A 25,749-nucleotide genomic window follows, 5' to 3' on the forward strand; every position below is an offset into this window, starting at 1 on the left:
AGACTGCCATCCCCCTCTTGCCAGACCATAGAGACTCAGTACCCTGAGCCAGAGGCCTGAAGCCTACCAGATATGGACACGCTTGCCCGGTTCAATATACATGGCATCTTCAGGCTGCACATTGAAAACTTCGTAGAAACGGTCAACATTAGGGAGGATGCCGTTGACCCGGAATTCCGCAGGGGAATGCGGGTCGATCTGCAGCATCTGTTCTTCAAAGTTTTCTGTTGCCTTTTCGCGCCAGATATGCCCATAAGAAAGGAAGAAACGTTCCAGGACACTCTTCCCGCTGATAACAGTTGCCGAATCCAGAGCCTTATCCATTTCCTCCGCGGAATCATCGCTGGCGCCAAGTGAGATCGCCAGAGCTTTAAGGGCAATATTGACGCCGCTGAGGTCGCCGATATTTTCCCCGGTAGTAAGGGCGCCGCTCACGTGGGGCATACTATCGGTTTTGCCTTCGGCCTTATACTTCTCAGCTACTGCTGCCGGGGTGAACCTGTCGTATTCTGCAATCAGCTGCCTGGTGCGCTCAGTGAAGTTGTTATGGTCCTGCTCTGTCCACCAGCTTGTCAGCCTGCCGTGCCCATCGAATTCACTTCCCTGGTCATCGAAACCGTGGCCTATCTCATGGCCGATCACAGCACCGATGCCGCCGTAATTCGTTGCATCATCAGCGTCCGGGTTAAAGAACGGGGGCTGCAGGATAGCAGCGGGGAACACGATAACATTGGTATTAGGCGAGTAATACGCATTGACTGTCTGCGGGGTCATTTCCCATTCAGTCTTGTCAACAGGCCTGCCGGCCTTGCCAAGTTCATAGCCGTTAAGCCAGTAAGCCGCACTCCTTAAATTGCGGACAAGGCTGTATCCTGTGGAAATATCCATAGCCGTGTAATCGCGCCAGTGTTCCGTGTATCCGATCATCGGAGTGAAAAGTGACAGCTTCTCAAGCGCCTTTTCCCTGGTACCTTCGCCCAGCCAGGTACTGTGCGAAATGGACACGCGGTAAGCCGCAATAAGGTTCGAGACCAGTTTCTCCATGCGCTCCTTGCTGGAAGCCGGGAAATAGCGCTTAACATATTCCTGCCCGACCTCTTCACCGCACAGGGTATCAACAAGGCGGACAGCACGGCGCCATGGTTCCTTTTTCTTGGATGTCCCCATCAAGGTTTTGCCGAAGAAATCGAACTGGATGTCATCCAGCTCTTCAGTAAGCGAATCGGCCCAATGCAGAAGCACGTGCACACGCGACCACAGCCTGAGGTCTTCCAGGGAGGCCTTATCCCATTCCATATCCAGCCCGGTAAGGAAATCAGGTTCCGAGACTACGACCTCAGCGAAAACCTGACGGATATCCACCGGCAGGGCGGCAGCGGCAGGGGTATTGTCATAAGCCTCCTGCCATGAATCAAGCCATGCACTGAGATTGAAATGGGGCAGGGATTCTTCAGCCTGGGAGATCGAATAGCGGTTATACGTCTTATTGACGTCGCGGGTCTTCACATTATCCCAATGGTGCGAAGCGATGCGTGTCTCGAAATTAAGGAGCGCCCGTCCCTGCTTCTGGGCATCGGAATCGCCTTTCGTGTAGCCGGCAGCGGCAAGGAGCCTGCCGACCATCTGGCTGTACGCCTGACGGACGGGTTCAAAATTATCCTCACGGTAGTACGCTTCATCAGGAAGCCCAAGGCCGCCCTGGCCAATAGTGAGTATATTGGTCTCAGGGTTCTTGGAATCAGCGTAAACAAAGCTGCTGAAAGGCACCGGCCCGCCGGCAACGTTAAGGACTGCCAGCGCGCGGGTAAGGTCTTCCTTAGTCTGCGCAGTATCGATCAGGCCAAGGTCTTCCCGGATAGGGTCCAGGCCCGCTTTTTCACGTGTCTCTTTATCAAGATAGGCGTTGTACAGGGCAGCAGATTTGGGTGAAGTTTCAGGCGAATTCTCCAGGATATCGCGGATATGCTCTTCAGATTCATCAACCAGCTTTGCGAAAGCCCCGTATGCAGGTTTATCGGCCGGGAGCTCATAGGAGTCGATCCATGGGCCGTTCACATAACGGAAGAAATCGTCCTGCGGGCGCACGCTGTCCGACAGTGAACTGAGGATGCCGTCTAATTCGGCATCATGAGGTGTTATATTATTATTTTGTGACATACCTATACGGTAGCGTATGGAACGGTCAATATCCAGGGGAGTGCGGAATATGTCTGTATCCTGAGACCGTACCCTTAGTAAGGGTATAAAGCATCCTGCGTATGCGAACCTGTATGCTCCGGCAGGGAACGATGGAAAGGCACTGTTGTGATTGAACTGAAATCGGCTGAAGAGATCGAAGCTATGCGTCCGGCAGGCGCATTTGTAGGGAAGATACTGGAACATTTACGTGAAACGACGACTGTTGGCACGAATCTGCTTGATATAGACAACTATGTTAAAGGGCAGATCAAATCCCGCCCCGATGCGCAGTCATGCTATGTAGACTATGCCCCGGATTTCGGCACAGGGCCGTTCAAACACTACATCTGCACTTCGGTCAATGATGCCGTGCTGCATGGGATGCCCTATGATTACGATCTCAAAGACGGGGATCTGGTCAGCCTTGACCTGGCTATCAATGTTGGCGGTTGGGTAGGCGATTCGGCTATCAGCTTCGTTGTCGGTGAAAATAAGAGGCCTGAAGACCTCCGCCTTATCCAGTGCACGGAAGAAGCGCTGCATGCAGCTATACGCAAAGCCGTTCCGGGCAACCGTCTGGGGGATATCTCGGCGACTATCGGTGAGATCGCTGCCGGCTACGGATACCCTGTCAACCTTGAGTTCGGCGGGCATGGCGTCGGCCATATTATGCATGGCGAGCCGTATGTTGCCAATGACGGGCGTGCAGGCCGCGGATTCAGGCTGCGCCCCGGGCTGGTCATCGCTATTGAACCATGGTTCTTTGAAACGACTGATGAGCTTTACCAGGATGAACGCGACGGCTGGACCCTTAAATCTGTTGACGGGTCGCGCGGGGCTCACAGCGAGCATACTATTGCGGTTACGGATGACGGTCCGATTGTCCTCACGCGGCGGCCGAATGAAAAAAATTTTCTCAGATAGGCTATACGGTATAGCGGTAAGAATTGAAATATAGCCCGGGCATGGAATCCGTAGATTTGCGTGTTTTAGTGTATATTTCAGGCACCATGCAGGCAGTTTTGTGCGGAGCCTGTTAAAAAATCGGCTATTGCGGGGCGTGTTATCGGCATAACGCTAGTCTTATATGTGTGGCTGACTATGACTTTACCCAGGACTTAGGCGAAGCTCGCACTAAATTCACTACGATCACCCGGGCGGTAGGCCTGGATTCCCTGCGCCGTAAAATCGCCGGCCTGGAAAAGGAAGCGGCAGCCCCCGGCCTGTGGGATGACCAGGATAATGCTCAGAGGGTGACAAGCCAGCTGGCACAGGCGCATAACGAACTGAAACAGCTCGAAGATATCGGCAGCAGGCTTGACGATATTGAGGTGCTGTACAGCCTCGGCAGCGAAGAAGAAGACGCAGACAGCAGGGATGAGGCCCGTGAGGAGCTGAAAGCCCTGAGCAGAGAGCTGTCAGATGTAGAGATACAGACACTCCTTGACGGTGAATACGATAACCGTGCTGCAGTGGTGACTATCCGTTCCGGAGCCGGCGGGGTGGACGCCGCAGACTGGGCCCAGATACTTATGCGCATGTATGTGCGGTGGGCGGAACGCCATGGGTACAGGCTTCAGGTCATGGACACATCATATGCCGAAGAAGCAGGCATTAAATCGGCGACATTTGAGATCGATGCGCCTTATGCGTATGGAAAGCTTTCAGTAGAAGGCGGCACGCACAGGCTGGTGCGCATCTCGCCGTTCGACAATAATTCACGCCGTCAGACAAGTTTTGCTGCTGTGGAAGTTATCCCGCTTGTCGAGCCGACAGACCACATTGATATCCCGGACTCTGATATCCGTGTGGATACGTATATGTCGCATGGCCCGGGAGGGCAGGGTGTCAATACAACGTATTCAGCTGTACGTATCACCCATCTTCCTACGGGGATAGTGGTCACGATGCAGGATGAACGCAGCCAGATCCAGAACAGGGCCGCAGCCATGTCTGTCCTCCAGTCCCGCCTTCTGGTCATCAAACAGGAGGAAGAGGCGGCTAAAAAAAAGGAGCTTGCCGGCGATATCAAGGCCAGCTGGGGGGATCAGATGCGGTCCTATGTGCTGCACCCTTATCAGATGGTCAAAGACCTTCGCACGGGCTATGAAACGTCAAATACCCAGAATGTATTTGACGGAGACATCGACGGGCTCATTGATGCGGGTATCCGGTGGAGGCATCAGCAGCGCAAAGGATCCGGTAATGCTTAAGAACTTTAATAGCATACACATGTTACGGAAAGCTGGGATGGAACAACCATGGCACTGATCTCATTAAAGCATGTCAGCAAAATATACCCCCGCGCTTCGCGGCCAGCGCTGGATGATATCAGCCTCACTATCAGCAGGGGTGAATTCGTTTTCCTTGTGGGGGCATCCGGCGCGGGCAAGAGCACGCTTCTCAGCCTTCTCCTGCGTGAGGAGGAAGCTACTGACGGCGATATCCGTGTTGCAGGCAATGACCTCCGGCGCATGCCTGACCGCCATGTCCCGCGGTACCGCCGTACAATCGGTTTTGTCTTCCAGGACTATAAACTCCTGCCGAACAGGACAGTTTACCAGAATGTGGCATTTGCCCTTGAAGTGATTGGTACCAAACGTTCCACTATCAGGACCCTTGTCCCTCAGGTGCTGGAAGCTGTTGGGCTGAAGGGCAAGGAAGACAGGCTTCCGCATGAGCTTTCTGGCGGGGAAGTCCAGCGTGTGGCTATTGCGCGCGCATACGTGAACCATCCCCAGATCATCCTTGCAGATGAGCCTACAGGCAATCTTGACCCTACGACTTCAGTGGGGATCATGGAGGTCCTTGATGCTATCAACCGTACCGGGACAACAGTTGTTATGGCTACGCACAATGAAGAGATCGTCAATTCCATGAGGCGGCGTGTAGTTGAACTCCATACAGGGGAGATCGTGCGTGATGAACGCAAAGGAGGGTATGATTCCTCCGTTTATTTCCCCGACAAGGAAACTGAAGCACAGGCATCTTCAGGGCAGAACAGTGAAGGCAGGGATGATAAGCCTGCCGGCAGTACGGATCGGGCAGCAGATAAGGGGTACAAGGAAGGAAGTGTCCCGGCCGGCGATGAGGCTGAGGACGGCGGCCTGAAACGGCTTGCCAATAGTGTGCATTCCGGCCGTACCGGACGGTATGCCGATACTTTCCAGTCTGCAGAAGATACGCTGACATGGGGCAAAGGCCTGCTGCCTGAAAACAGCGGCAGCCCGGACCAGCCTGACAATCCGGGACATGATACGCACGAGGAAGGCGGCAACTGATGCGTTTACGATTGATCCTTTCTGAAACATGGTCAAGCCTGAAGCATAACGGGATCATGGTAGTGTCGCTTATGCTTGTGACCTTTATCTCCTTCCTGTTCATCGGCGCTTCTGTGCTTACCCAGGTGCAGGTGCAGCAGGCGAAAAACGACTGGTATTCGCAGGTGGAAGTTGTCGTATGGCTGTGCCCCGACGGTTCAAGCCAGTCTGCGAACTGTTCTGCGGGGAAATCCCCTACTCAGGATCAGATAGTCGATATTGAGAATTCGATCTCCGATGATACGGATGGCGCTGTAGCACATATGTCTTTCGTCAGCAAAGAAGATTTTTATAAAAATACGTTCCTTAAAAGGTATCCGGGCGGCGTCTACAAGGGGAGGACCCTGACAGCCGGGGATATGCAGGACTCTATTCATCTCAAGCTGAAAGATCCTAATAAGTATAAGATCGTTTCCGAGGTCCTGGCTAATAAGAAGTATGTGGAAAGCGTCGAGGACCAGCGCGATGTTTTCGACCCGATCCTTCGGGTCATGAATAATGTGACTGTTGTTGTCATAGTCCTGGCTGCAGTTATGGTCCTTGTGGCGATCCTGCTTACCAGTACTACTATCAGGCTGTCCGCGGCTTCACGCAGGACCCAGACTGAGATTATGCGGCTTGTCGGGGCGTCGAACTGGACGATCCGCATGCCGTTCATACTTGAGGGGATAATCGTTACCCTTATTGGGGTAGCCCTGTCATGCGCTGCCCTCGGGGTGATCGTCAAAGTGTTCATCACAGACTGGGCTGCGCAGAATGTGGCATGGATGACGATGGTCAATATCAATACGGTGCTTATGATGTCGCCGTTCCTCATCGCCGGTGCGGTGCTCCTGTCGATTATTGCCTCATCTGTTTCCCTCCGCAGGTATCTGAAGGTATAGGTGCATATGAACGCATATATGCGTTGAGCTGAAAACATTGGAAAATAAGGTATTATATACGGTATAGGCTCGGATATGCAGAATAAGTCACCTGTATTTTTGCTATTGCACGGCTATATCGCTTAGGATAGATAAGCAGGTTCGTATGGATAAACAGGCAAAAGCTATTGCTGTGAAGGATGGAAGGACTGGTATGACGACTATATGGAGCAGGGTATCCCGGTTACGGCCGGCTGTGGGGCTGGCTGTATCCGCCGTACTTATCAGCGGTATGGCTGCGGCATCGCTGGCAGGGGCAGGTGCTCCGCGCGCCTATGCCGACCCGTATAAAGATCTGACTGCGGCCCAGACGAGCCAGGCAAATGTCAGGAAAAAACTTGCCGGGGTCAACTCAGACCTCCAGCAGACTGTGCTGCAGCTTAATGACCTGGTGAACAATCAGATACCTGCTGCGGAAGATGCATCAAATTCAGCACAGGATACGGCTTCAAAGGCGCAGCAGACAGCCCAGGAAGCTGCCCAGCGCCTGGCCGCAGCTAAAAATGACAGGGCCGCCCTTGAAGAACGTATCCGCCAGACCGGCATAGACTATGATGATTCAAAAGCTGCGGTTGCCCAGTCAGCGCGGGAAAGCTTCCACAGTTCCGCTTCCGGCCAGATCATGAATGTAGTGACCAAATCGAAAAGTGCGGACAGCTTTATTGAAAACATGCAGACAAATTCAGCTGTGGCACGTGTGGAAGCCAATGAGGCAGACGATGCCGCACATACCCTGAGTGCGTCGCTGAACCGGCGCCAGCGACTTGAGGCTATAGAACAGCGTGTTTTCTCTCTGAAACAGCAGGCTGATTCTGCGTCGGCAGCTGCACAGTCTGCGGCTGACCAGGCGCAGCAGAAGGCAGCAGGCCTTGCACGGCTGCAGGAACAGTCCCAGCAGAAGCAGGCTGAGCTTACTGCGATGCAGAGCCAGCTTACTACGCAGGAAGCCAGGGAAGCTGTGGCTGTGCTCCAGGCCCAGCAGGCAGTTGAGCAGTATAACAGGCAGCTTGCTGCGCAAAGGGCTGCCGAGCAGGCCCGGGCTGCACAGCTGGCTGCCCAGCAGTATAACGCCGAAGCGGCCAGAAGGGCAGCTGCGCAAAGGAATACATCAGGATCATCTTCCCAAGGCAGGGATACAGCCCCGGCAGTGATCCCGGCACCGGCGAACCCAGGTGCTACCGCACGGGGTATGAATTATTCCGTGCCGGGTAACTGCTCTGCAACTGCCACCACATGTTACGGCCATGCCACCGGGCGCACGTCTGTTCTGGGCGGGGCCTATCCGTGGAGCCAGTGCACATGGTGGGCGTATATACGCCGTACTCAGCTTGCGCTGCCGGTAGGGTCGTATCTTGGCAACGGCGGGGAATGGGCATCTAAGGCTGCGGCTTTAGGATATTATGTGAATAATACCCCGCACGTGGGTGCGGCAGTATCCTTCCTTCCCGGGCAGGTGGGCTCATCGCCGGTTTACGGGCATGTGGCTGTTGTCGAACGTGTGAATGCGAACGGGACGATCCTTATTTCCGAATGCGGAGCCAAGAACCATGGAAGGATATTAACCCGCATACTGGGAAATGCAGGTTCCTATCGCTATATCCATTACTAGGCCTGTGCGCAGGCTCGAGGCATCCCGGGGTACCGGCAGGCGCGGCAGGCAGCAGCCATATGATTCATATCAGTATTTCTCTATAAAACAGGGGGTATCGGTATGCCGAAGAATAACAGTGCCGGCACACAGACAATAGCAGTGAACAGGCGCGCCCGACATGATTACACTATTGACAGCACGGTTGAGGCCGGGCTTGTCCTGCAGGGGACCGAGGTAAAAAGCCTGCGCGAAGGCAGGGCATCATTGACCCAGTCTTTTGTCAGCATTGACCCGCATCATGAGATGTGGCTTGAGGGAGCGAATATCCCTGAATACCTTAATGGCACATGGACGAACCATGCCCCGAAACGCAAACGCAAACTGCTTCTCCACGCTGACCAGATCATGCGTTTTGAACGCGGCGTTGAGGCCAAAGGGTATACAATTGTGCCGCTGTCATTGTACTTTAAGGACGGCAGGGCAAAAGTCGAGATCGCGCTTGCAAAAGGCAAACGCGAGTATGATAAACGCCAGGCCCTGCGCGAGCAGCAGGACAAGCGCGATGCCCAGCGGCAGATGCGTCTGCATAATCTAGGGGCTGCCTGAACATTTTACGTGCTGTGGCTTTTCTCACGTTTGTGGAATACCGCATGCTGCCTGCTGTATTGTTGATAGAGGCATAATTTATGTGCCAGAGGTATACAGCATGTAACTGAACGATCGAGGAGGCCATAGTGGCAAAAGAAATTACTGTACTTGTAGGAAGCCTTCGCAGAGGCTCGATTGCCCGTAAGATTGCCAGGGCAGTTATCCCCATGTTCCCTGAAGGGTATAACACGCGGATAGCAGAGATTGGCAATCTGCCTCTGTATAACGCAGATTATGATAATCCTGAAGAGGATTATGCCCCCCTCCCGCAGAGCTATACTGATTTCCGCAATACTATCAAGGCCAGTGATGGCGTACTCTTTGTGACTGCTGAGAATAACCGTCTCGTCCCTGCAGTAATGAAGAATGCTATCGATGTGGCTTCCAAGCCTAACGGCGATGTAGCGTGGAAAGGCCTGCCTGCAGGGATAATCAGCCATTCTGTAGGCGCGATGGGCGGTTACAGCTCACAGAAGTCCCTGCGCCTGGCATTATCATATTTTGATATGCCGCTGATGGGGCAGCCTGAGGTGTTCCTGGGCAAGTCGGCAGATATGGTCAACGGCAGCGGGGAATTCGCCAGTGAATCTACCCGCAATTTTGTCAAAGGCTATATCGACGGTTTCGTCAGGCTTGTAGAACAGAATCCCCGGCATTAGGTGCGGGGCATGTGGTGCAGGGGCTGTTCGGCCGGGCTGGTATTGGAGTCGGGCAGGCCTGGCGCAGAATCTGTCCTGCACGTCTGCAGCGGTGTTATGCCGCAGGGTACCGTATAAGGCGCTCTGCGGTTTTTGTGTATATTCGGCGCGTATGAGGGCAGATAATACAGGGTTCCGTTAGAATTGGAACCATGTGTGGAATTGTGGGATATGCCGGTAGAGGCATTGCATGCGGGAAGCCGCTGGAAGTATGCTTGCAGGGCCTGAAGAGGCTGGAATACCGGGGGTATGATTCAGCGGGAGTAGCCCTGGCGGCCCCCGGTATGGGCAAAGTCGCTGTACGTAAAAAAGAAGGCAGGCTCAATAACCTTGTCGATGATATAGAGAGGCATCCTCTTCAGGATGCGACTGTTGGTATTGGGCATACGCGATGGGCGACGAACGGCGTACCCAGCGATACGAATTCGCATCCCCATACCAGTGAAGACGGGCGTATTGCCCTTATCCACAATGGCATTATTGAAAATGCGCCCCAGCTTAAATTCGAGCTTCAGTCTGAGGGATACCATTTTGCGTCGAGTACAGATACCGAGGTGGCTGCAAAGCTTCTGGGCAAGATCCAGGACCAGATCATCAGCGAGGAAGGCAAGCCGGACCTTTTCAAGGCTATGCGCCGCACAGCGCGTATGGTCACCGGCACCTTTACCCTTCTGGCGGTAGATGTGCGCCAGCCTGATATAGTAGTCGGCGCGCGCCATGATTCCCCTCTCGTCGTGGGGATCGGGGACGGGGAGAACTTCCTCGGGTCTGATGTTGCAGCTTTTGTTGCGTATACGAAGAAAGCCCTTGAACTTGGGCAGGACGAAGCCGTCATGATCAGCGCAGATGCTGTTACGGTCACTGATTTTGACGGTAATCCGGCGCAGCCGAGAGAATATACTGTTGACTGGGATATGTCGGCTTCTGAAAAAGGCGGCTGGGATTCCTTCATGGACAAGGAGATCCATGAGGAACCTGTGTCTGTACAGAATACCCTTCTGGGGCGTTTCGATATGGAGAACAGCCTTGACCTTGATGAAGTCCATATCAGTGAAGATGTTTTCCGGTCTGTCGATAAAATAATCGTTGTAGCATGCGGTACGGCTTCTTACGCAGGCCTTGTGGCGAAATATGCCATTGAGCATTGGGTCCGCATACCGGTCGAAGTGGAGCTGGCCCATGAATTCCGGTACAGGGACCCTATCCTGACCCCGCATACTTTAGTGGTAGCGATCTCACAGTCAGGGGAAACTATGGATACCCTGATGGCGCTGCGGCATGCAAGGGAACAGGGATCGCGCGTCCTCGCTATCTGCAACACGCAGGGTGCGACTATCCCGCGGGAATCAGACGCGGTGCTGTATACCCATGCAGGCCCGGAAATTGCTGTAGCTTCTACAAAAGCTTTTGTCGCCCAGATCACTGCAGCTTATCTGGTCGGGCTGTACCTGGCACAGATAAAAGGGACAATGTACCGGGACGAGATCCGCGAAGTGATCCGGTCCCTGAAGGATATGCCTGCAAAGATCCAGGAAATACTTGATACCCAGGCTGATGTTATTGAACAGGCTGCACGGAGGCTCGCCGGTGCACGGTCTTTCCTTTTCCTGGGCCGCCATGTGGGATATCCTGTTGCACTTGAAGGCGCGCTTAAGCTGAAAGAGATCGCCTATACGTTTACCGAGGGTTTCGCCGCCGGCGAGCTCAAGCACGGGCCGATCGCCCTGGTGGAAGAAGGCGAGCCGATAGTCGTTATCGTGCCGCCTGCACGCGGGCGCAATATCCTCCACTCAAAGGTCATTTCATCTATCCAGGAAGTGCGTGCCCGCGGGGCCTACTGCATTGCAGTCGCGGAGGAAGGCGATGATGATGTCAGGGATTATGCTGATGTAGTGTTCTGGCGTCCGCAGTGCCCGACGCTGATGAGCCCGCTGGTGGACGTAGTGCCTTTGCAGCTGTTCGCAATGGATATGGCAAAACTGAAAGGCTACGATGTTGATAAGCCCAGGAATCTGGCCAAATCGGTGACCGTAGAATAGCTGTGTCCCCGGCAAGGAGAGGTTATGCTGAGATCTGTAACGTTAGCGGATATAAGCGGTGCGGTTGCTTACCCCGGGCCCGGAGATTCCAAATACACACGCGGGGTAGTAGGGCTTATCACCGGCTCGGATAAATATCCCGGGGCTGCTGTGCTTGGCGTCACTGCAGCGGCAAAGGCTGGCGCCGGATATATCCGGTATATGGGTACGGAATATACGCAGCAGCTAGTTCTCCAGTCAAGGCCTGAGCCGGTTATGGGGATCGGCCCCGGGTCGCATATCGATGCATGGGTCATAGGCTCCGGTATGGCAGATACCGGCAGCGCATCTGTAGGGGAAGCCAGGCATGAAGCGGCGGAAGCTGTGTTTGATGCCTGTGCCGGGTCGGGAGGCAGCGGTGCAGGCACCAGCGGATACTGTGTTGTTGATGCGGGCGCTTTGCCCTATTTCACACAGGCAGCGGTACGCTATGCTGTTCCCGGTACCGGCAGTGTGCGGAACGCTGTTGTTACGCCTCATGCGGGGGAGGCTGTTTCGATGCTGGGAATATGCGGTTATGATGTGGACCGGACAGAAGTGGAAGGTGATCCTGAAAAATATGCGGTACTGCTTGCACAAAAGCTTGCATGCGGTGTTGTGCTGAAGGGGTCCCCCACGGTCATCTGCAGCCCAGATGCGCCTTATCCCGTCTGCCTCAATTCAACACACTGGCTTGCAACTGCGGGCACAGGGGATGTGCTGGCCGGGATTATGGGAACCCTTCTCGCTCAGAACAGTGAGGCTATAAATAGAGGCGGGAAGGATATTCAGACTGTCGCTGCTGCTGCCGTATTCATCCATAGCCTTGCCGCCGGCCTTGCCTCAGAGGATGGCCTGAGCGTGGAAAGGCTTTTTGCCGAAGATATGCAGGGAATACAGGATGGTATCAGGCAGGATACACAGGGCAGGAAAAGCGGGCAGAGCGCCCGTGAGGGGCATCCTATCACCGCAACGGATGTATGCGCACAAATACCTTCTGCTGTCGGCCTGGTGCTCTCCCGGAAACAGGGCAGGGGATGAAACAGCACCGCTGGGTCACTGAAGAGCCGGATATCCCTTTTGACCTGCCTGTACTATATGAAAACAACGCCATTATCGTTGTGGATAAGCCCCATTTCCTGCCGACAATGCCGCGGGGCATGTGGTACAGGTCAACGGCAGTCATGCGGCTCCGGAAACTCTACAATTGTGATGATATTATCTCGGCGCACAGGCTGGACAGGATGACTGCAGGGGTGATGGTATTCGTCCGCGACCCCAGGTACAGGCGTGCATATCAGATGCTTTTCCAGAACCATGAAGCAGATAAGGTATACGAATGCCTTGCCCCGATGAAGCCTGCAGCGGTCCCAAGTTTTGGTACTTTGCGCCCCTGCTGTGGATCTCCCGGCTATCCTGCCCAACCTGGGCATGATGTCTGCACTGGCTGTTCCAGGCGTTATACGCGTCACAGCCGGGCCTGCCCTTTCCCCCTTCTGCGCTGCTCGCGCATCGTTAAAGACCGCGGAACCCTGCAGGCATATGAGGTCCCGGGCGCTGTCAATGCACGCACGCTTATAACACTTAGTGCAAACCAGCCGGCTGAAGCCGTCCGCCGTGGTTTCCGTGCCTATACGCTGTACCCTTTTACCGGCAAAACGCATCAGCTTCGTGTGCATATGAACAGCATAGGCCTGCCAATCATGAATGATATGTGGTATCCGCAGGTGCGGGAGCAGGGATATGATGATTTCAGCCATCCGCTGCAGCTTGTAGCGCGGCAGCTCAGCTTTACCGATCCCGTTACCCATGAAATACGGGTTTTCAGATCACGGTACCCCCTTTCTGCCGACACGCTTTATATCCCGGAATAGGAACAGGGACCGGATAAAAGCCTGAAAAAGGTTTGGGATCCGGTGTAGCATCCATAGTGGAGGTCGCGAAGATATGGCAGCGCAGAAAGGTCGCACGAAGTTCTCCGTCCGGAGGCTGGGCCGCAGCCTGTCAGCCAAGGAGACTTACAGCAACGGCCATCTTACCCATGAGGCTTTTATCTCCCTCGCAGTCCTGACAGCGATCACATTCCTGGGCAATTTTACCCAGCTCCAGCTTTCCTCAGCGCTGCCTACTATGGTCCATGAGTTCCATATAAGCGTAACAACAGGGCAATGGATGACATCAGTATTCCAGCTCGTTATGGGTGTTATGGTGCCGCTGACCGCTTTCCTCACACGGAGGTTCACGACCAGGCAGATAGTACTGGCATCTATGGCCATATTTATTGCGGGTTCGATACTTGCATGGGCCGGTCCCACTTTTGCTGCTGTACTTTCAGGGCGTATACTTGAGGCAATTGGTACAGGCGTTTTATGGCCTGTGCTGCAGATCGCAGTATTTTCAGTTATTCCGATGTCGCGCCGCGGGGTTGCTATGGGGACGGTAGGGATGGCTATGAGTGTTGCCCCAGCTCTGGGGCCTACTTTGGGCGGGCTCCAGACAGATAATTCAGGATGGCGTTCCATATTCTTCACCCTTGCAGCTGCAGGTATTATCGCTTTCATCCTCGCCTTTGTCTGGCTGAGGAATTTCAGCGATAATGATGCTTCTGCCAAAACAGATTTCTTTTCTGTGATGCTTTCCGTTTTTGGCTTTGGCGGCCTGATGTTCGGTTTTACGAATATCGAAGCATATCCTCCGTCCCATCCGCAGGTCTGGATCCCGGCCAGTATAGGGATTATTGGGATCATATGGTTTATCGCAAGGCAGCTCCATGCTGCGAAGAAGTATAAGCAGGCTGTTGCAGCAGGGGAGCCGGCGGAAGGGGATGCCGTATCTGCCGGGCTCTCCGGCGTATCTGGGGCAGCGGCAGATGTCACTGGAAAGGTCGGCGCAGCAACGGGGCACGGCAGCGATCCCAAGGCCCTGCGCCAAAATCATAATACTGTGCAGCCGCCTCTGCTCGACTTGAGCGTGCTGAGGAACCGCAGCTTCTGCGTGGGAACGATCGTTGCTGCTTTGAGCTTCTTTGCGTTCAGCTCTATTACAGTCATTATCCCGCTGTATATACAGGATGACCGCGGATTTACAGCTACGATGAGCGGGCTTATTATGCTGCCGGGCGCTTTGGGGCAGTGTATCGCCCAGTTTTTCGGCGGGCGCCTGCTTGACCGTTTCGGGGCGCGCCCTGTGGCCCTTCTAGGTACCAGCATTTTATGCATAGGGACCGTCATGATGAGTATGATAGACCTCCATACGGGGATATGGTGGGTTTCTGTCTGCCAGTTTATACGCCAGATCGGCATGGGCTTCACCCTGATGCCAGTAACAACATGGTCGCTGAACTGTCTGGAGCCTCAGGAGGTGTCTGCGGGGTCGGCAGTCACTAACACTGCCAGGCAAATAGCCGGGGCTGTAGGGGCGCCGATACTGGTGATCCTTATGGATATAGTGGCGAAAGCGCGTTTTGCCTTCCTGTCGGGAAGCGCCCCCGTGCAGTCCCTGCGCATTATTTCCAGCATTTTTGCTGTTAAATGGGTTTTGAGGATATCGGCAGTTATTGCATTTATTATGGTGATGCTGGTGCTGTTTGGTATCAAAGGGTCAGGTGCAGGGTCATCGCATGATGTAGCGCATCGGGCTGTCGCACGGATGAACCGTGAGCTGGCGAAGCATCATCTTCCCGTCCTGCACACAATGTGAATATATCCGGACTACGGCCTGCACCAGCAACAGTATTGGCGCGGTACGGGCATGTGTAGCCTATTTCCTGCCCTGTGCCGTGCGTGTATAAATAATATCCATTCCTTTGAATATAAGGTCGGGATCGTATATATCAATAAGACCTGAACGCCGGGCATCTTCTTCGACAACATGCCCCAGGCCGCCCGTCATGATGACGGTCAGATCTTCTGAATATTCTTCCCTGCAGCGGCTGACGATATGCCCCAGGCCGCCGAGGAAGGTGTAATACAGCCCTGCCCGGATAGCATCACTGGTGTTTTTGGCAAGTATAGTATCCGGACGGGTGATCTCCACATTCGGCAGCTGTGCCGTATCCCCGGCGAGGGCGTGCGCCGAAGCCTGCAGCCCCGGGCTGATCGCACCCATAATGATCGAACCTTGAGGGTCAACGATATTATATGTTGTAGCCGTCCCTATATCAATGACCAGTGCCGGGCGGGAGTACAGATGGTATGCCGCAACGCAGTCAGCCAGGCAATCGGCACCCATGCTCTTAGGGTCATCCATTTTTACATTGATGCCGGTTTTGACACCGGGGCCAACGATAACGGGGGAGCGGCCTAAAAACTTGATAATGCCTGCGCGGAAGGAGTGCATGATCTGGGGGACGACGCTGGAAATAATAACGCCTTCAACGTCGGAAGGCTTGTAGGAGCTCAGCGCCAGGAACTGGAGGAGCCCTATGCCGTATTCATCGCCGGTACGGGAAATATGGGTAGCCATACGGTACGTATTGATGATCTGCCGTGCAGGTGCAAGCTTCTGTACGGTGGGGCCCTTCCCCTCTGAGGGAGTATCAAGGAACCCTGTAACGATATTTGTATTGCCGATATCTACTGCAACGAGCATCTGCACCTGCCTTATCAGATCGTGTACTTTCCGTACCGTTTACTGATATTGTATCTTCCTGCAGGCCAAACCGTCAGCGGGCATAGGCCTGGGGCCCCGGCGCCGGCAGGCAATTTGAGGAAAGTGCCCGAGTGAATATTTCCCGGTGGAAGAGAATGACCGCCATGTTGTCGGGCATACTACCGGCTGGCAGGACAGGCGCCTTTATCTGAGCCCTATCGGGATCCCCAGGCGGATACCATTGCCTCGATAATATCCAGTTCGACACGTTCGTGATAGGCCAGACGCCTGAGGAGTTTGACGGATGTCCATTCTTCATGGCCGGTTACCGCATCCACCTCAGCATCGATTGAATCGATGACATTCATTGCATATGCATGGGAGGCCACAAGTTCCTGTTCGAGGTCAGGCAGCCTGTCACGATCAGGCAGCCCGCAGCGGGGGATGTAGTATCGGGATTCTGTATCGGCTATATGCCAGAAAACAAGCCGGGGGGTACGCCAAGTCGCGTAGGAAGCTATCTGCTGATTGGGATCGTCAAAGTCCAATGCCTGTGCCGGGATTGTATGGAGCAGCCGGATCGCTCTGTTATGCTGCGCCAACAGGATAGTCCGTGTCCACAGCCTTTGCTGGATAGTAGCGGGTAACCGATCCTGAGCGAAAGACTTCTCATCACCTTCAATACGTTCTGCAACAGTGAAGGGGCCATAAAGCTCCCTGAACCGGGCTAATGCCTGCGATTCAGACTCACCTTGTACCACACTGCCCCATAGGTCGTGATCGAAAGACCACACAGCTGAGCCGGCGTCGTATCGCATGCCGACTCCGTTTTCAACGAATGTCCGTCTATGCATTTCGATCCTCCTTATTTGTACAGTGCAGATTCTCATCTGTGCATATGCATTTTGATACTATCCTCGCTCTTCAAGATACCACTTGTTATGCTGCTGAGAATACCCAATCAGATCTGGAAACTGCCGCTGGGAACAAAGCGCAGAAGCACCAGTGCCGCGATCATACAGGCGGTGATGACGGCTGCGGTTATATCGCGGGCTGTAAAATGCATCGGATGCCACGTGGAGCGGTGGGCTGTGCCGGTGTAGCACCGCGCATCCAGTGCATCGGACAGGTGGTGCGCGTGCCTGATAGCTGCAGCCAGTACCGGTATAACAAGGGAAGACAGGGATTTTGCCTGTGTGCGCAGGCTCCCGTACCCTATAGATGCCCCGCGCGCAGCCTGAGCATGACGAAGGTGGCGGAATTCCCTTGAGAGCACAGGCATAAAACGCATCCCTAGCGTGAGGGTGAATGCTGCATCATGGGTCGGGACATTGAACAGTTTCAGCGGCGATATAAGCGATTCAAAAGCGTCAGACATACGCATAGGGGGGATGGCCATAAGGAGCAGAGCGCCAATACAGACCATCAGTATAAGCCGCATGGAATAGATCAGCGCCGTCCATACGCCGGCAGTGGTAATAAGGAAATCCCCCCAGCGGATAAGGGGCTGCCCTGTGCGCGTGAACAGGGCATTGAGCACTCCCATAACAATGAAAAGGGCGATAAACCCTTTGAGCCTTGCCCACAGGTCGCGGATACTGGCGCGCAGCAGGACGGCTGCGGATAGCGTGACCGTTGCCGACCACAGCAGCATGGCGCCGTTGGAGACCGCAAAATAACTGACCATTACTGCCATGGCGCATAAGATCAGTGTGCGGGGATCAAGGCGCGACAGAGGGGAGCCCTGCGGGGTGCAGCGGGCAGCTGTCCCGGGCGGCGGACCGGTTTTTTGGCCGGTATCTGAAGGCTGCGGCTGTTGTGTATGTGTACCCGTATCCGTTGTGCCCCTGTCCGTATCGGTACTATGCCCAGGCTCGGTACCGGGATGGAGGAGCACTACGCGTTCAGCATTCCCGGCTGCCACATGCAGGGAATGCGTGATGATGACAATAGTGGCTCCTTCTTTGTGGAGCTTCCGCAGGATCGAAAGGATGTGTTCCTGCGCATGGGTGTCCAGGCCCACTGTCGGTTCGTCAAGCACAATGATATCAGGTTTATTGGCGAGTACCCCTGCTATGGCCGCAAGCCGGCGTTCCCCGCCCGAGAGGTCCCATGGCGAACGCTGCCTGAGATGTTCAATCCCTACAAGTTTCAGCATTTCGTCCACGCGCTTACCCGCCTCATCGGGAGGAAGCCCCAGGCATGCAGGGCCGTACGCGATATCATCAGCTACAGTATCGGCAAACAGCTGGTTCTCCGGATGCTGCATGACATACCCGATGTGCGAACGGACCTTTGTGCGGTTTTTGCGCGCAAAAGCATCCATGCCGTCTACAGCCACGCTCCCGGACCGGGGTTTCTCCAGAGCGCACATAAGCATGGCGAGGGTAGATTTCCCTGTACCGTTTTCCCCGCATAGGGCGACAAATTCACCTTTACGGATGCCGAGCGACAGCCCGTTTATGATGTCAGTGTCGCTGCCCGCATACCTGTAGCTGATATGCGAGAGCCCAACTGCTGCGGTGCGATTATCCGGAATGCCGGTATTGCCGCCTGAAGGGGAGTCAGATATGCCCGGCAGGGCAGTACCCCCCGGAATGCCATGCCTGCCGTCGGAGACAGTATTATTATGCGTAAAATTATTATGCGTAAAGATATGAGATACGGGGATGCCGTACGGTTTTAGTGCTTCGTCCGTTATCTCTTCATCGTCGCCGGCGGTACAGGGATCAGCGCTTGACGTACTATACGGCCGATGTCCGGTCCCGGCCGGTGTTTCCTCTGCTGTCCTATCCTGGGGGCAGGGGCGGCAGTATTTTTCTGCGGGGCCGTCATACTGTACAGACCCGTGGCTTAAAGCGATGATACGGTCAGCCTGCGAAGCTTCCTCCATATTATGGGTAATAAAGATGACCGTAAGCCCCTGCCGGTGTGCCGAGCGGAGGGCTGCCATCAGTTTCTGCCTTCCCGCAGGGTCGATCATAGCGGTCGGCTCATCAAGGATAAGTATCTCCGGGTCCATAGCCAGCGCTGAAGCAATGGTCACGCGCTGCTGCTGCCCGCCGGAAAGGTCCATAGGGTCTGATCCTGCCTCTGCACGCATGCCCACTGTATCAAGGCATCCATATACACGCTGGGTAATAATATCTGACGGTACTCCAAGGTTTTCCGGCCCGAATGCCACATCATCCTCAACGATACTGGAAACTATCTGGTCCTGCGGGTTCTGGAATACTATGCTGATCTTTTTTTTCACCGCGGCGTATGCATCAAAATCGACAGCATCCGCCCCCGTATCCGCAGGGCTGCTGTTATATACCGTTGTCCCCAGCAGTGATACCTTCCCCGAATCCGGATGCGACAAACCTGCAATAATACGTGACAATGTTGTTTTTCCCGAACCGTTGTCGCCTACCAGGCAGACCCATTCGCCCTGCCGTATGCAGAGCGATATGCTGTCCAGCGCAGGGACAGCGGCATTGCTGTACACATATGTTACCGTGTCGAGTACAACAGCGGGGGGAGCGGTCAGATCAGCCATGAACGTCAGTCAGCTGTCCTTTTTGACCATGCGTGATACCGGTTTATAGCACAGAAAAGTGATCACAGCGTGCAGCCCCATCTTTATAAGGTTGAAGGGCAGATATGCCGGCAGGATCAGGGCGACATAACGCATAACATCAACGTGATAGTACAGAGGCGTTGCGGCAAGGTTAAGGGCCAGTGCTGCGGCAACAGCCAGGACAGCTCCTGTACCGAGTGCAGCCGCTGCGCCGGCCCGGGTATGGCTGCGTTTATATATGAATGCAGCCGGCATCGTGAAGCACAGCATGATAAGCATATTCATGGCCGCACCAACCGGGTTGGTAAACAGATGCGGGACATACGTGAGGATACTGACAGTTGCCCCTGCAGCCGGGCCGTATGCAAAAGCGGCAATAAGGCAGATAACACCGCTCAGGTCGTACTTGAGGAACGGCACTGCGGGGAATACGGGGAAAGATATGAAGCTCAGCGCTATCCCCAGCGCCACAAAAAGTGCATAGACTGCTATCTGCTGCGTGCCCCAGCCCTGTGTGCCGGCCCTGTTCGTTGAATGGCTGCCGGGATTATCCATATTTCCTCGTTTCTTCCGTCCGGACTATACCGTTGGCTCCGGAATCATACCGGATCAGCCGCTTTCGCGGGTCGCGGGCTCAACCGCCAGTAGGGGATCCCACCCTGCCCTGAAACTTGTGATACTTATAACACTAACACAGGCGCGGACAACCAGGCAGAAGCCTGCCGTATTCAGCGCTGGCTGAAGGTGCCGCGGTCTCCCCACTCCCAGGATCCGCCTCCGGCCCCGATCTGGAAATGGAGCTTGGCGATGCCCAGATCAATATATGCGAACATAGTGCTGTCCCGGCCGCCGATATATGCCTCAACAGACCCGCTTCCCGGATCATAGGAGAACATGGCAGGCTGGCGGTTCATTGCTGAAGGGGCTTTGGCGGCTGCAGCTACACCATCCATAAACCACTGGGGAGGCACGGCAGCAGTACCGGCAGAAGCAGTGCCTGCGGCAGCCTTGACAGTGAACAGTTCATCAGCGCTTTTCGATGGCCGGTGGGTCCGCTGGGTTTCGCACCGCTGTTCGTATGATTCTTCCATAAGCGCGCTGTACTCTTCCTGGTATCCGATAACAATGCCCAGGTACAGCTCTTCATTATCACTGATATCGCAGCAGCGTTCAGCTTCAGCCTTATCCCAGCTTCCGGCGACCCATCCTGTCTGGAGCCCCATAAGGACGGCGGACAGTACCAGGCGCTCGCCGTAGTATCCGGCTGCTTCGCGGGCTTCATCACTGCCTGCAGGACCGATAAGCGCAATAAAATTTTGTGCGTTCCTGAAATGCCCTTCTGCATTTGCCCGGGCGAATACCTGAGGGCAGTTTTCAATAAGCTGCATATGCAGGCCTGAAATCAGGTTCACTGCATCTATATTCTGGCGAAGCTGCCGGGACAGGTCGCTGTCGATCTTTTCATCTTCGTACATGCGCGTTGTGATCCGCACATTGACAGCATCAAGTAAAGAAGTGTGGAAATCAGCCATACCCGTATTATCCTCCAAAACCATAAAATGTTCCACTGTGATATCGATTTTCAGGTATCGGCGGTAAAGATGATAAAGGGGTATGCTAAAATTCAAAAGGTATTGATAATTGCTTGGTCCGAGGAGGGATCATGATTGAAACAGCACAGGCATTCGGTATAGATATTGGCGGATCGGGGATAAAAGGTGCGCCGGTAGACCTTAACGAAGGCAAATTCGCCGATGAGCGGCTTCGGATCCCCACCCCCGCGATATCTACGCCTGAGGCAGTAGCAGATGTTGCCAGGCAGATACTTGACCATTTTGATGTCCATGACGGCACTCCGGTCGGCATTGCGTTCCCGGCACCTATCAAGCCCGGGCGTCCTCTGGATTTTATGGCTAATCTCGATAAATCATGGATCGGTGTAGATATCAATCAGCTTATGAGCGAGCGTACCGGCCGGGAATGTCATGTTGTGAATGATGCCGATGCTGCCGGCCTTGCGGAAGCCCGGTTTGGCGCGGCCAGAGGGGTACAGGGCCTTGTGATCGCAACGACCCTGGGCACCGGTATCGGCAGCGCACTGATTATGGATGGCGTACTTGTACCCAATACGGAACTGGGGCATTTGGAGCTTGATGGTAAGGATGCGGAGAGGTATGCCGCGGATTCGGCGCGCTCTCGCAAAGACCTTTCATGGAAGAAATGGGGCAAGCGCCTGACGCAGTATTACCGCCTTCTGGAGCATTATTTCAGCCCCGATGTTTTCGTTGTGGGCGGCGGTGTCAGCAAAAAGAGCGAAAAATTCTTCCCCTATATCGATATCACTACGCCTATAATCCCTGCACAGCTGCTCAATGATGCCGGTATCGTCGGTGCAGCCTATTTCGCTTCACAGCAGGCCAGGCGCCAGGCATAGGCAGATCCTGCCTGATGCGCCTGCGGGGAGGCTGAGTACAGGTGCTACACTGTTGGGGTGGCTTACCAGTTTTCGCACCGTATAGATGAATCGCCTGTGAACCCTGTTGCCCGTGAGGCTGCGCGCCTGAAGGCACAGGGGATATCATTATCTGCGATGAATGATTCCAACCCTACCCATTGGGGACTGGCCCCGTCAGCGCTCCCTCAGGAGTATACTGCAGATCCGCGGGGCGATGCGTCTGCCCGTACCAGCCTTGCCCGGTTCCTGCATGAACGCCTCAGACGGGAACATACAGAGGATGCGGGATCAGATCCGGTATCTGAAGATAATCTGTATATACTCAGCTCAACATCCCAGGCCTATATGTGGCTTTTTATGCTGCTGTGCGATCCCGGTGACGCAGTGCTTGGCCCCAAGCCGGGGTACCCGCTTATTGAATCCATAGCCCGGCTTGCTTCCGTTGAAGCGGTACCATATACACTGTTTTATGACGGGCAGTGGAACATTGATCTGGAGGCTATGGAAGGCATAATACACAGGTATGCATCAGAAGGCAGGAAAATCAAGGCAGCCGTCCTGATCAACCCCAATAACCCTACGGGATCATATGTCAGGAAGCGGGAGCGTGAAGGCGTTATCAGGCTGTGCCGGGAAAATAATATTGCGGTTATTGCTGATGAAGTCTTCTTTGGGTATCCGCTTATGCTTGTGCCAGGCAGGGGAAGGATCGCAGGGGAAAGCCGCGTCCTTACTTTTGCTTTGGATGGGCTGTCGAAAGCGCTGGCTGCGCCTCACGCCAAAATAGGCTGGATCCAGGTAAGCGGCCCCAGGGATGACGCTGGTGAAGCTATGCGCAGGCTTGATATCATTGCTGATGATTTCCTCCCGCTTTCCCAGTTCCAGATCAGCGCCCTTCCCGGCCTGTTAAACGAGGTCCCATCCCGTACAGAGATTGTCCTCCGGCGTATACAGGAGAATCTCGCAACCCTGCACCGGCTGCTCGGGCAGGAGAGCGGTTCTACTGTTGATATGCTGAATGCTGAAGGCGGCTGGAACGTCCTCCTGAAATTCCCGGCGTCTGTGGATGAGGACACTCTGGCCTTGGAACTGCTGAACAGCTGCCATATTGTGCCGCAGCCCGGCTATTTTTTCGATATGCCGTCTAACGGGTATGTAACACTGTCCCTTCTTCCTGATCCCGAAGTATTCCGGGCACATGTACATGCCCTGCTCGCTGCAGTGGACAGGCTGGTGCAAGGTCCCGCCCTGAAACATAAATATAGGGTTTAGATCATAAATACGCTGGCAAGCAGATGATATGCAGCAGGCGCCATCGTTATAATGGCATGGGATCTTGAGGGGTCAAAAATCGTCAGCACAAGGAAGATAAGCTCAAAAAATGCAGTAAGTACAAGGATCCACATAAGTACTGCTGCTGCAGCCGGCGAGTGTGCTGCGGAATGTATTATGCGGCGCATTGCCGGACTTTTAGGGCTGTTTAACCTGACCGATTTTCCTGAGCTGCCCGATGCTGCTGCTTTCGTGCCTGTCCTGTCCATGGCCTGCAGACACCAGGTGGACAGGATAACAAAAATGGGGATAGAAGCCAGAGTGAGTATCCAGGAGAAGTCATTCATATAGCGCCAATCAACACCTCCCATATATGTTTCCATAAGGCACATTGCGAAGCTGAGGGCAATGCACAGCACGGTAAGCAGAAGGGTCCGCGACCTGCGGAGTGCGCGCAGGACAGAAGGGGATATAATGCAGACAACCAGCCAGCATAACGGTGCGAATATAAATATCCCGGCAATGATATTATCCGAGTACATCCAGGGGATAAGGCGCGGCTTATAGGAGTTGAAGAACGGGAACCCGCGGCTGGCTGTTGGCTGCAGCGGCGACCAGAAATAGGCCGCAAACCCCTGTACTACTGACTGTGCGGAAGGTTTATATGCAGTCAGATCATCAACAGTTATCTGGTATTTGCTGCCAAAATCAAGAATGGAACCAAATTTGATCTGGTTGTTGAGCAGGACAGGGAGCAGTCCTGCAACTGCTGAAATAAGTGCAGCAGCTGTAAGCCTGATCTGCTGCCGGGTTATGTTCCTGCGTGAGGCACCGGAAGCATGGGCTGCGGTACCTGCAGCAGCTGCGGCAGGCTGTGCTGCAGTGCCGCGCTGCGTCTGGAGCAATTCCAGATAGAGGGGGATAAGCAGAACTGCAGACAGGATAAACGGCGGGCGGCAGCCCGCAGTAAGTGCGATAGACAGTGTACCAAAAATAATATGGGGATAAGATATCCGGCTCTCTGCGGCATTTCCTGCATCGGCCCTGGTCCATGGCCGGTACCGTTTAAGGCCGGGATCATAGGTCCGGCGTGCGCCGAGCCAGAGCCAGAAGCCGAGCGCAGCGAAAAAAGTAGCGCTTGCTGTAGGGATGCAGTAGAAGGTCAGGTTTGTGAACAGCGAAATGATAGTACTGCCTGCCACCATCATAAGGGTCACAATAAGCGTCTGCCCTACGGATATATTGGGGAAATACCTTTTGAGGAACCTTACGAGTGCAAGTAGCCCGAAAATAACGGCAAGGCACAGGAACGCGAAACTGGCAACAATAGTATTCAGCCACAGCCCTCCGGTGTGAAACAGGGAGGTAACAGCCTGGAAGGGGAGGAAGGCAACAAGGGCGGGGACGATGCCAAAATAGGAATACCAGTGGTTGTTATAAAAGACGTAATCCCAGTAGATCGTTGTGCCATTGGCGAGGAGGGCGTTGCGTTCAGCTACTGATTGCGGGTGGTGTGCAGTGAGGAGCTGGGGGTCAACGGGCAGGTCAAGCCACGGCTGCCCTTTAAGGATAGCCTGTGCTGAAAGCTGGTACTGGCTGAAATCATATGTATAGCTTCCCGGATACTGGAGGTACACGCCCGAATCCTGAGTCCAGCCCAGGAAAATACCGCTGAGGACGGTTATCGCAATGCAGGGGGCAATAATGCATACAAAGAAAAATATGCGGAACCGTGCGGATCCCGGTTCAAGGGTGATCCTGTAAAGTTCTGAGCGGGGCCTGAGCAGGATCAGGAAACACAACAGTGCAAAAAGTATGGCGACGCGCAGCAGATTAAAAGAGAAAGGCGTGTCAGGGTTCGTTGTAATGGCGTGGAGGGCCAGATGCGACCCTGCAGAATCGCTGAACCAGACGCGCAGTTTCGCCCCCGGGCTGTGCCCCTGGGCTGTCAGCGTGGAAACTTGGGACGGCAGAGGGACATACGCAGTCCGCGTGACAGAGGGGCTGAACTGGACAGCCTTCCCTGAGATATAGGTGCTGCCTGAACCCGTGCAGCTGTCGATCCTTGTATGGATAGTGCCGAGGTTGTGAGCAGGAAGGTTAGCATAATCCAGATGTGCCCCTGAAGTGTCAAAAAAGACCTGCGTTATCCGCCCTTTTACCGGGATATCAATATAGGCGTGCGAAGGGTCAGTGATAGTAAGCGTATTCTCTGCAGATGCATAGCTCAGCCCTGTGCCGAAGCGGTTATCTGCGCGGAGCTGGACCAGGGAGAACGTTTCGGCGGTAGGCTGCACAGGCGGAGAGGCTTTCGATTTCCAGAATGAAAGGTTAAAAACTGAGGCTTCAAGGATAAGGGTAATAAGCGCTGCGGCAATAAGGTACACTGCAGTACGCGGAATATGTTTCCTGCGTGCCGCTGAGACAGATGGATACCCTTTTTTCGCCACATGAA

19 protein-coding genes, 1 pseudogene and 1 riboswitch are annotated in these 25,749 nt (G+C 54.4%); of the genes and pseudogenes, 13 read left to right on the forward strand and 7 right to left on the reverse strand.

Annotated elements, in window-relative coordinates:
- Positions 1-63 precede the first annotated feature (63 nt).
- On the reverse strand, positions 64-2,157 hold the full coding sequence (locus ABKA16_RS02270) for a M13 family metallopeptidase (RefSeq protein ID WP_380999245.1): 2,094 nt from the start codon (positions 2,155-2,157) through the stop codon (positions 64-66).
- Between the two features lie 147 nt (positions 2,158-2,304).
- On the opposite strand from ABKA16_RS02270, the gene map reads away from it, so the two are divergent.
- The 11 genes and pseudogenes from map to ABKA16_RS02325 all read left to right on the forward strand — a co-directional run bounded on the left by map (position 2,305) and on the right by ABKA16_RS02325 (position 15,114).
- Positions 2,305-3,102: a type I methionyl aminopeptidase gene (gene map, locus ABKA16_RS02275; RefSeq protein ID WP_380999242.1), complete on the forward strand. Its 798-nt coding sequence runs from the start codon at positions 2,305-2,307 to the stop codon at positions 3,100-3,102.
- Positions 3,103-3,269: 167 nt separating this feature from the next.
- Positions 3,270-4,391: a peptide chain release factor 2 gene (gene prfB, locus ABKA16_RS02280; protein WP_380999239.1), complete on the forward strand. Its 1,122-nt coding sequence runs from the start codon at positions 3,270-3,272 to the stop codon at positions 4,389-4,391.
- Positions 4,392-4,439: 48 nt separating this feature from the next.
- Positions 4,440-5,384 (forward strand): annotated as a pseudogene (gene ftsE, locus ABKA16_RS02285) (cell division ATP-binding protein FtsE); the annotation flags it as partial.
- Between the two features lie 74 nt (positions 5,385-5,458).
- Positions 5,459-6,382 (forward strand): permease-like cell division protein FtsX, encoded by a 924-nt coding sequence (gene ftsX, locus ABKA16_RS02290; protein ID WP_007147441.1) that lies wholly within the window; start codon positions 5,459-5,461, stop codon positions 6,380-6,382.
- 145 nt (positions 6,383-6,527) lie between these two features.
- The gene (locus tag ABKA16_RS02295; protein WP_380999233.1) at positions 6,528-8,030 is read left to right on the forward strand and encodes a CHAP domain-containing protein; all 1,503 of its coding nucleotides are present in this window, start codon (positions 6,528-6,530) and stop codon (positions 8,028-8,030) included.
- Positions 8,031-8,132: 102 nt separating this feature from the next.
- Positions 8,133-8,618, forward strand: coding sequence for an SsrA-binding protein SmpB (gene smpB, locus ABKA16_RS02300; RefSeq protein ID WP_380999230.1), 486 nt, complete (start codon positions 8,133-8,135; stop codon positions 8,616-8,618).
- Between the two features lie 128 nt (positions 8,619-8,746).
- Entirely contained in the window at positions 8,747-9,319 is a 573-nt protein-coding gene (locus tag ABKA16_RS02305) for an NADPH-dependent FMN reductase (protein WP_380999227.1), read from the forward strand.
- A 191-nt stretch (positions 9,320-9,510) separates the two neighbouring features.
- On the forward strand, positions 9,511-11,397 hold the full coding sequence (gene glmS / locus ABKA16_RS02310; RefSeq protein ID WP_380999224.1) for a glutamine--fructose-6-phosphate transaminase (isomerizing): 1,887 nt from the start codon (positions 9,511-9,513) through the stop codon (positions 11,395-11,397).
- 24 nt (positions 11,398-11,421) lie between these two features.
- Positions 11,422-12,456 carry an ADP-dependent NAD(P)H-hydrate dehydratase gene (locus ABKA16_RS02315; protein ID WP_380999223.1) on the forward strand — a complete coding sequence of 345 codons (1,035 nt, stop codon included), beginning with the start codon at positions 11,422-11,424 and terminating at the stop codon, positions 12,454-12,456.
- Entirely contained in the window at positions 12,453-13,289 is an 837-nt protein-coding gene (locus ABKA16_RS02320) for a pseudouridine synthase (RefSeq protein WP_380999220.1), read from the forward strand. Before ABKA16_RS02315 ends, ABKA16_RS02320 begins: the two co-directional genes overlap by 4 nt.
- Positions 13,290-13,362: 73 nt before the next feature.
- Complete coding sequence (locus ABKA16_RS02325; protein WP_380999217.1) at positions 13,363-15,114, forward strand: MDR family MFS transporter; 1,752 nt, start codon at positions 13,363-13,365, stop codon at positions 15,112-15,114.
- A gap of 60 nt (positions 15,115-15,174) precedes the next feature.
- Here the strand turns inward: ABKA16_RS02325 and ABKA16_RS02330 are convergent, their stop codons facing one another.
- The 5 genes from ABKA16_RS02330 to ABKA16_RS02350 form a co-directional block, all read right to left on the reverse strand.
- Positions 15,175-16,005: a type III pantothenate kinase gene (locus ABKA16_RS02330; RefSeq protein WP_380999214.1), complete on the reverse strand. Its 831-nt coding sequence runs from the start codon at positions 16,003-16,005 to the stop codon at positions 15,175-15,177.
- Positions 16,006-16,220: 215 nt separating this feature from the next.
- Positions 16,221-16,859, reverse strand: coding sequence for a hypothetical protein (locus ABKA16_RS02335; RefSeq protein ID WP_380999212.1), 639 nt, complete (start codon positions 16,857-16,859; stop codon positions 16,221-16,223).
- Between the two features lie 107 nt (positions 16,860-16,966).
- On the reverse strand, positions 16,967-19,546 hold the full coding sequence (locus tag ABKA16_RS02340; protein WP_380999209.1) for an energy-coupling factor transporter ATPase: 2,580 nt from the start codon (positions 19,544-19,546) through the stop codon (positions 16,967-16,969).
- Between the two features lie 9 nt (positions 19,547-19,555).
- On the reverse strand, positions 19,556-20,122 hold the full coding sequence (locus tag ABKA16_RS02345; RefSeq protein WP_380999206.1) for an ECF transporter S component: 567 nt from the start codon (positions 20,120-20,122) through the stop codon (positions 19,556-19,558).
- 3 nt (positions 20,123-20,125) lie between these two features.
- Positions 20,126-20,243: riboswitch (FMN riboswitch) on the reverse strand.
- Between the two features lie 52 nt (positions 20,244-20,295).
- Positions 20,296-21,099 (reverse strand): nitroreductase family protein, encoded by an 804-nt coding sequence (locus tag ABKA16_RS02350; RefSeq protein ID WP_380999203.1) that lies wholly within the window; start codon positions 21,097-21,099, stop codon positions 20,296-20,298.
- 131 nt (positions 21,100-21,230) lie between these two features.
- On the opposite strand from ABKA16_RS02350, the gene ppgK reads away from it, so the two are divergent.
- Positions 21,231-22,001, forward strand: a complete 771-nt coding sequence (ppgK, locus tag ABKA16_RS02355; protein WP_380999200.1) for a polyphosphate--glucose phosphotransferase — start codon at positions 21,231-21,233, stop codon at positions 21,999-22,001.
- Between the two features lie 57 nt (positions 22,002-22,058).
- Positions 22,059-23,294 (forward strand): pyridoxal phosphate-dependent aminotransferase, encoded by a 1,236-nt coding sequence (locus ABKA16_RS02360; RefSeq protein ID WP_380999197.1) that lies wholly within the window; start codon positions 22,059-22,061, stop codon positions 23,292-23,294.
- On the opposite strand, the gene ABKA16_RS02365 is transcribed toward ABKA16_RS02360, so the two are convergent.
- Positions 23,291-25,744: a hypothetical protein gene (locus ABKA16_RS02365; RefSeq protein WP_380999194.1), complete on the reverse strand. Its 2,454-nt coding sequence runs from the start codon at positions 25,742-25,744 to the stop codon at positions 23,291-23,293. The genes ABKA16_RS02360 and ABKA16_RS02365 overlap by 4 nt on opposite strands.
- Positions 25,745-25,749 lie beyond the last annotated feature (5 nt).

The organism is Scardovia wiggsiae (assembly GCF_051045985.1).
GTDB lineage: Bacteria > Actinomycetota > Actinomycetes > Actinomycetales > Bifidobacteriaceae > Scardovia > Scardovia wiggsiae.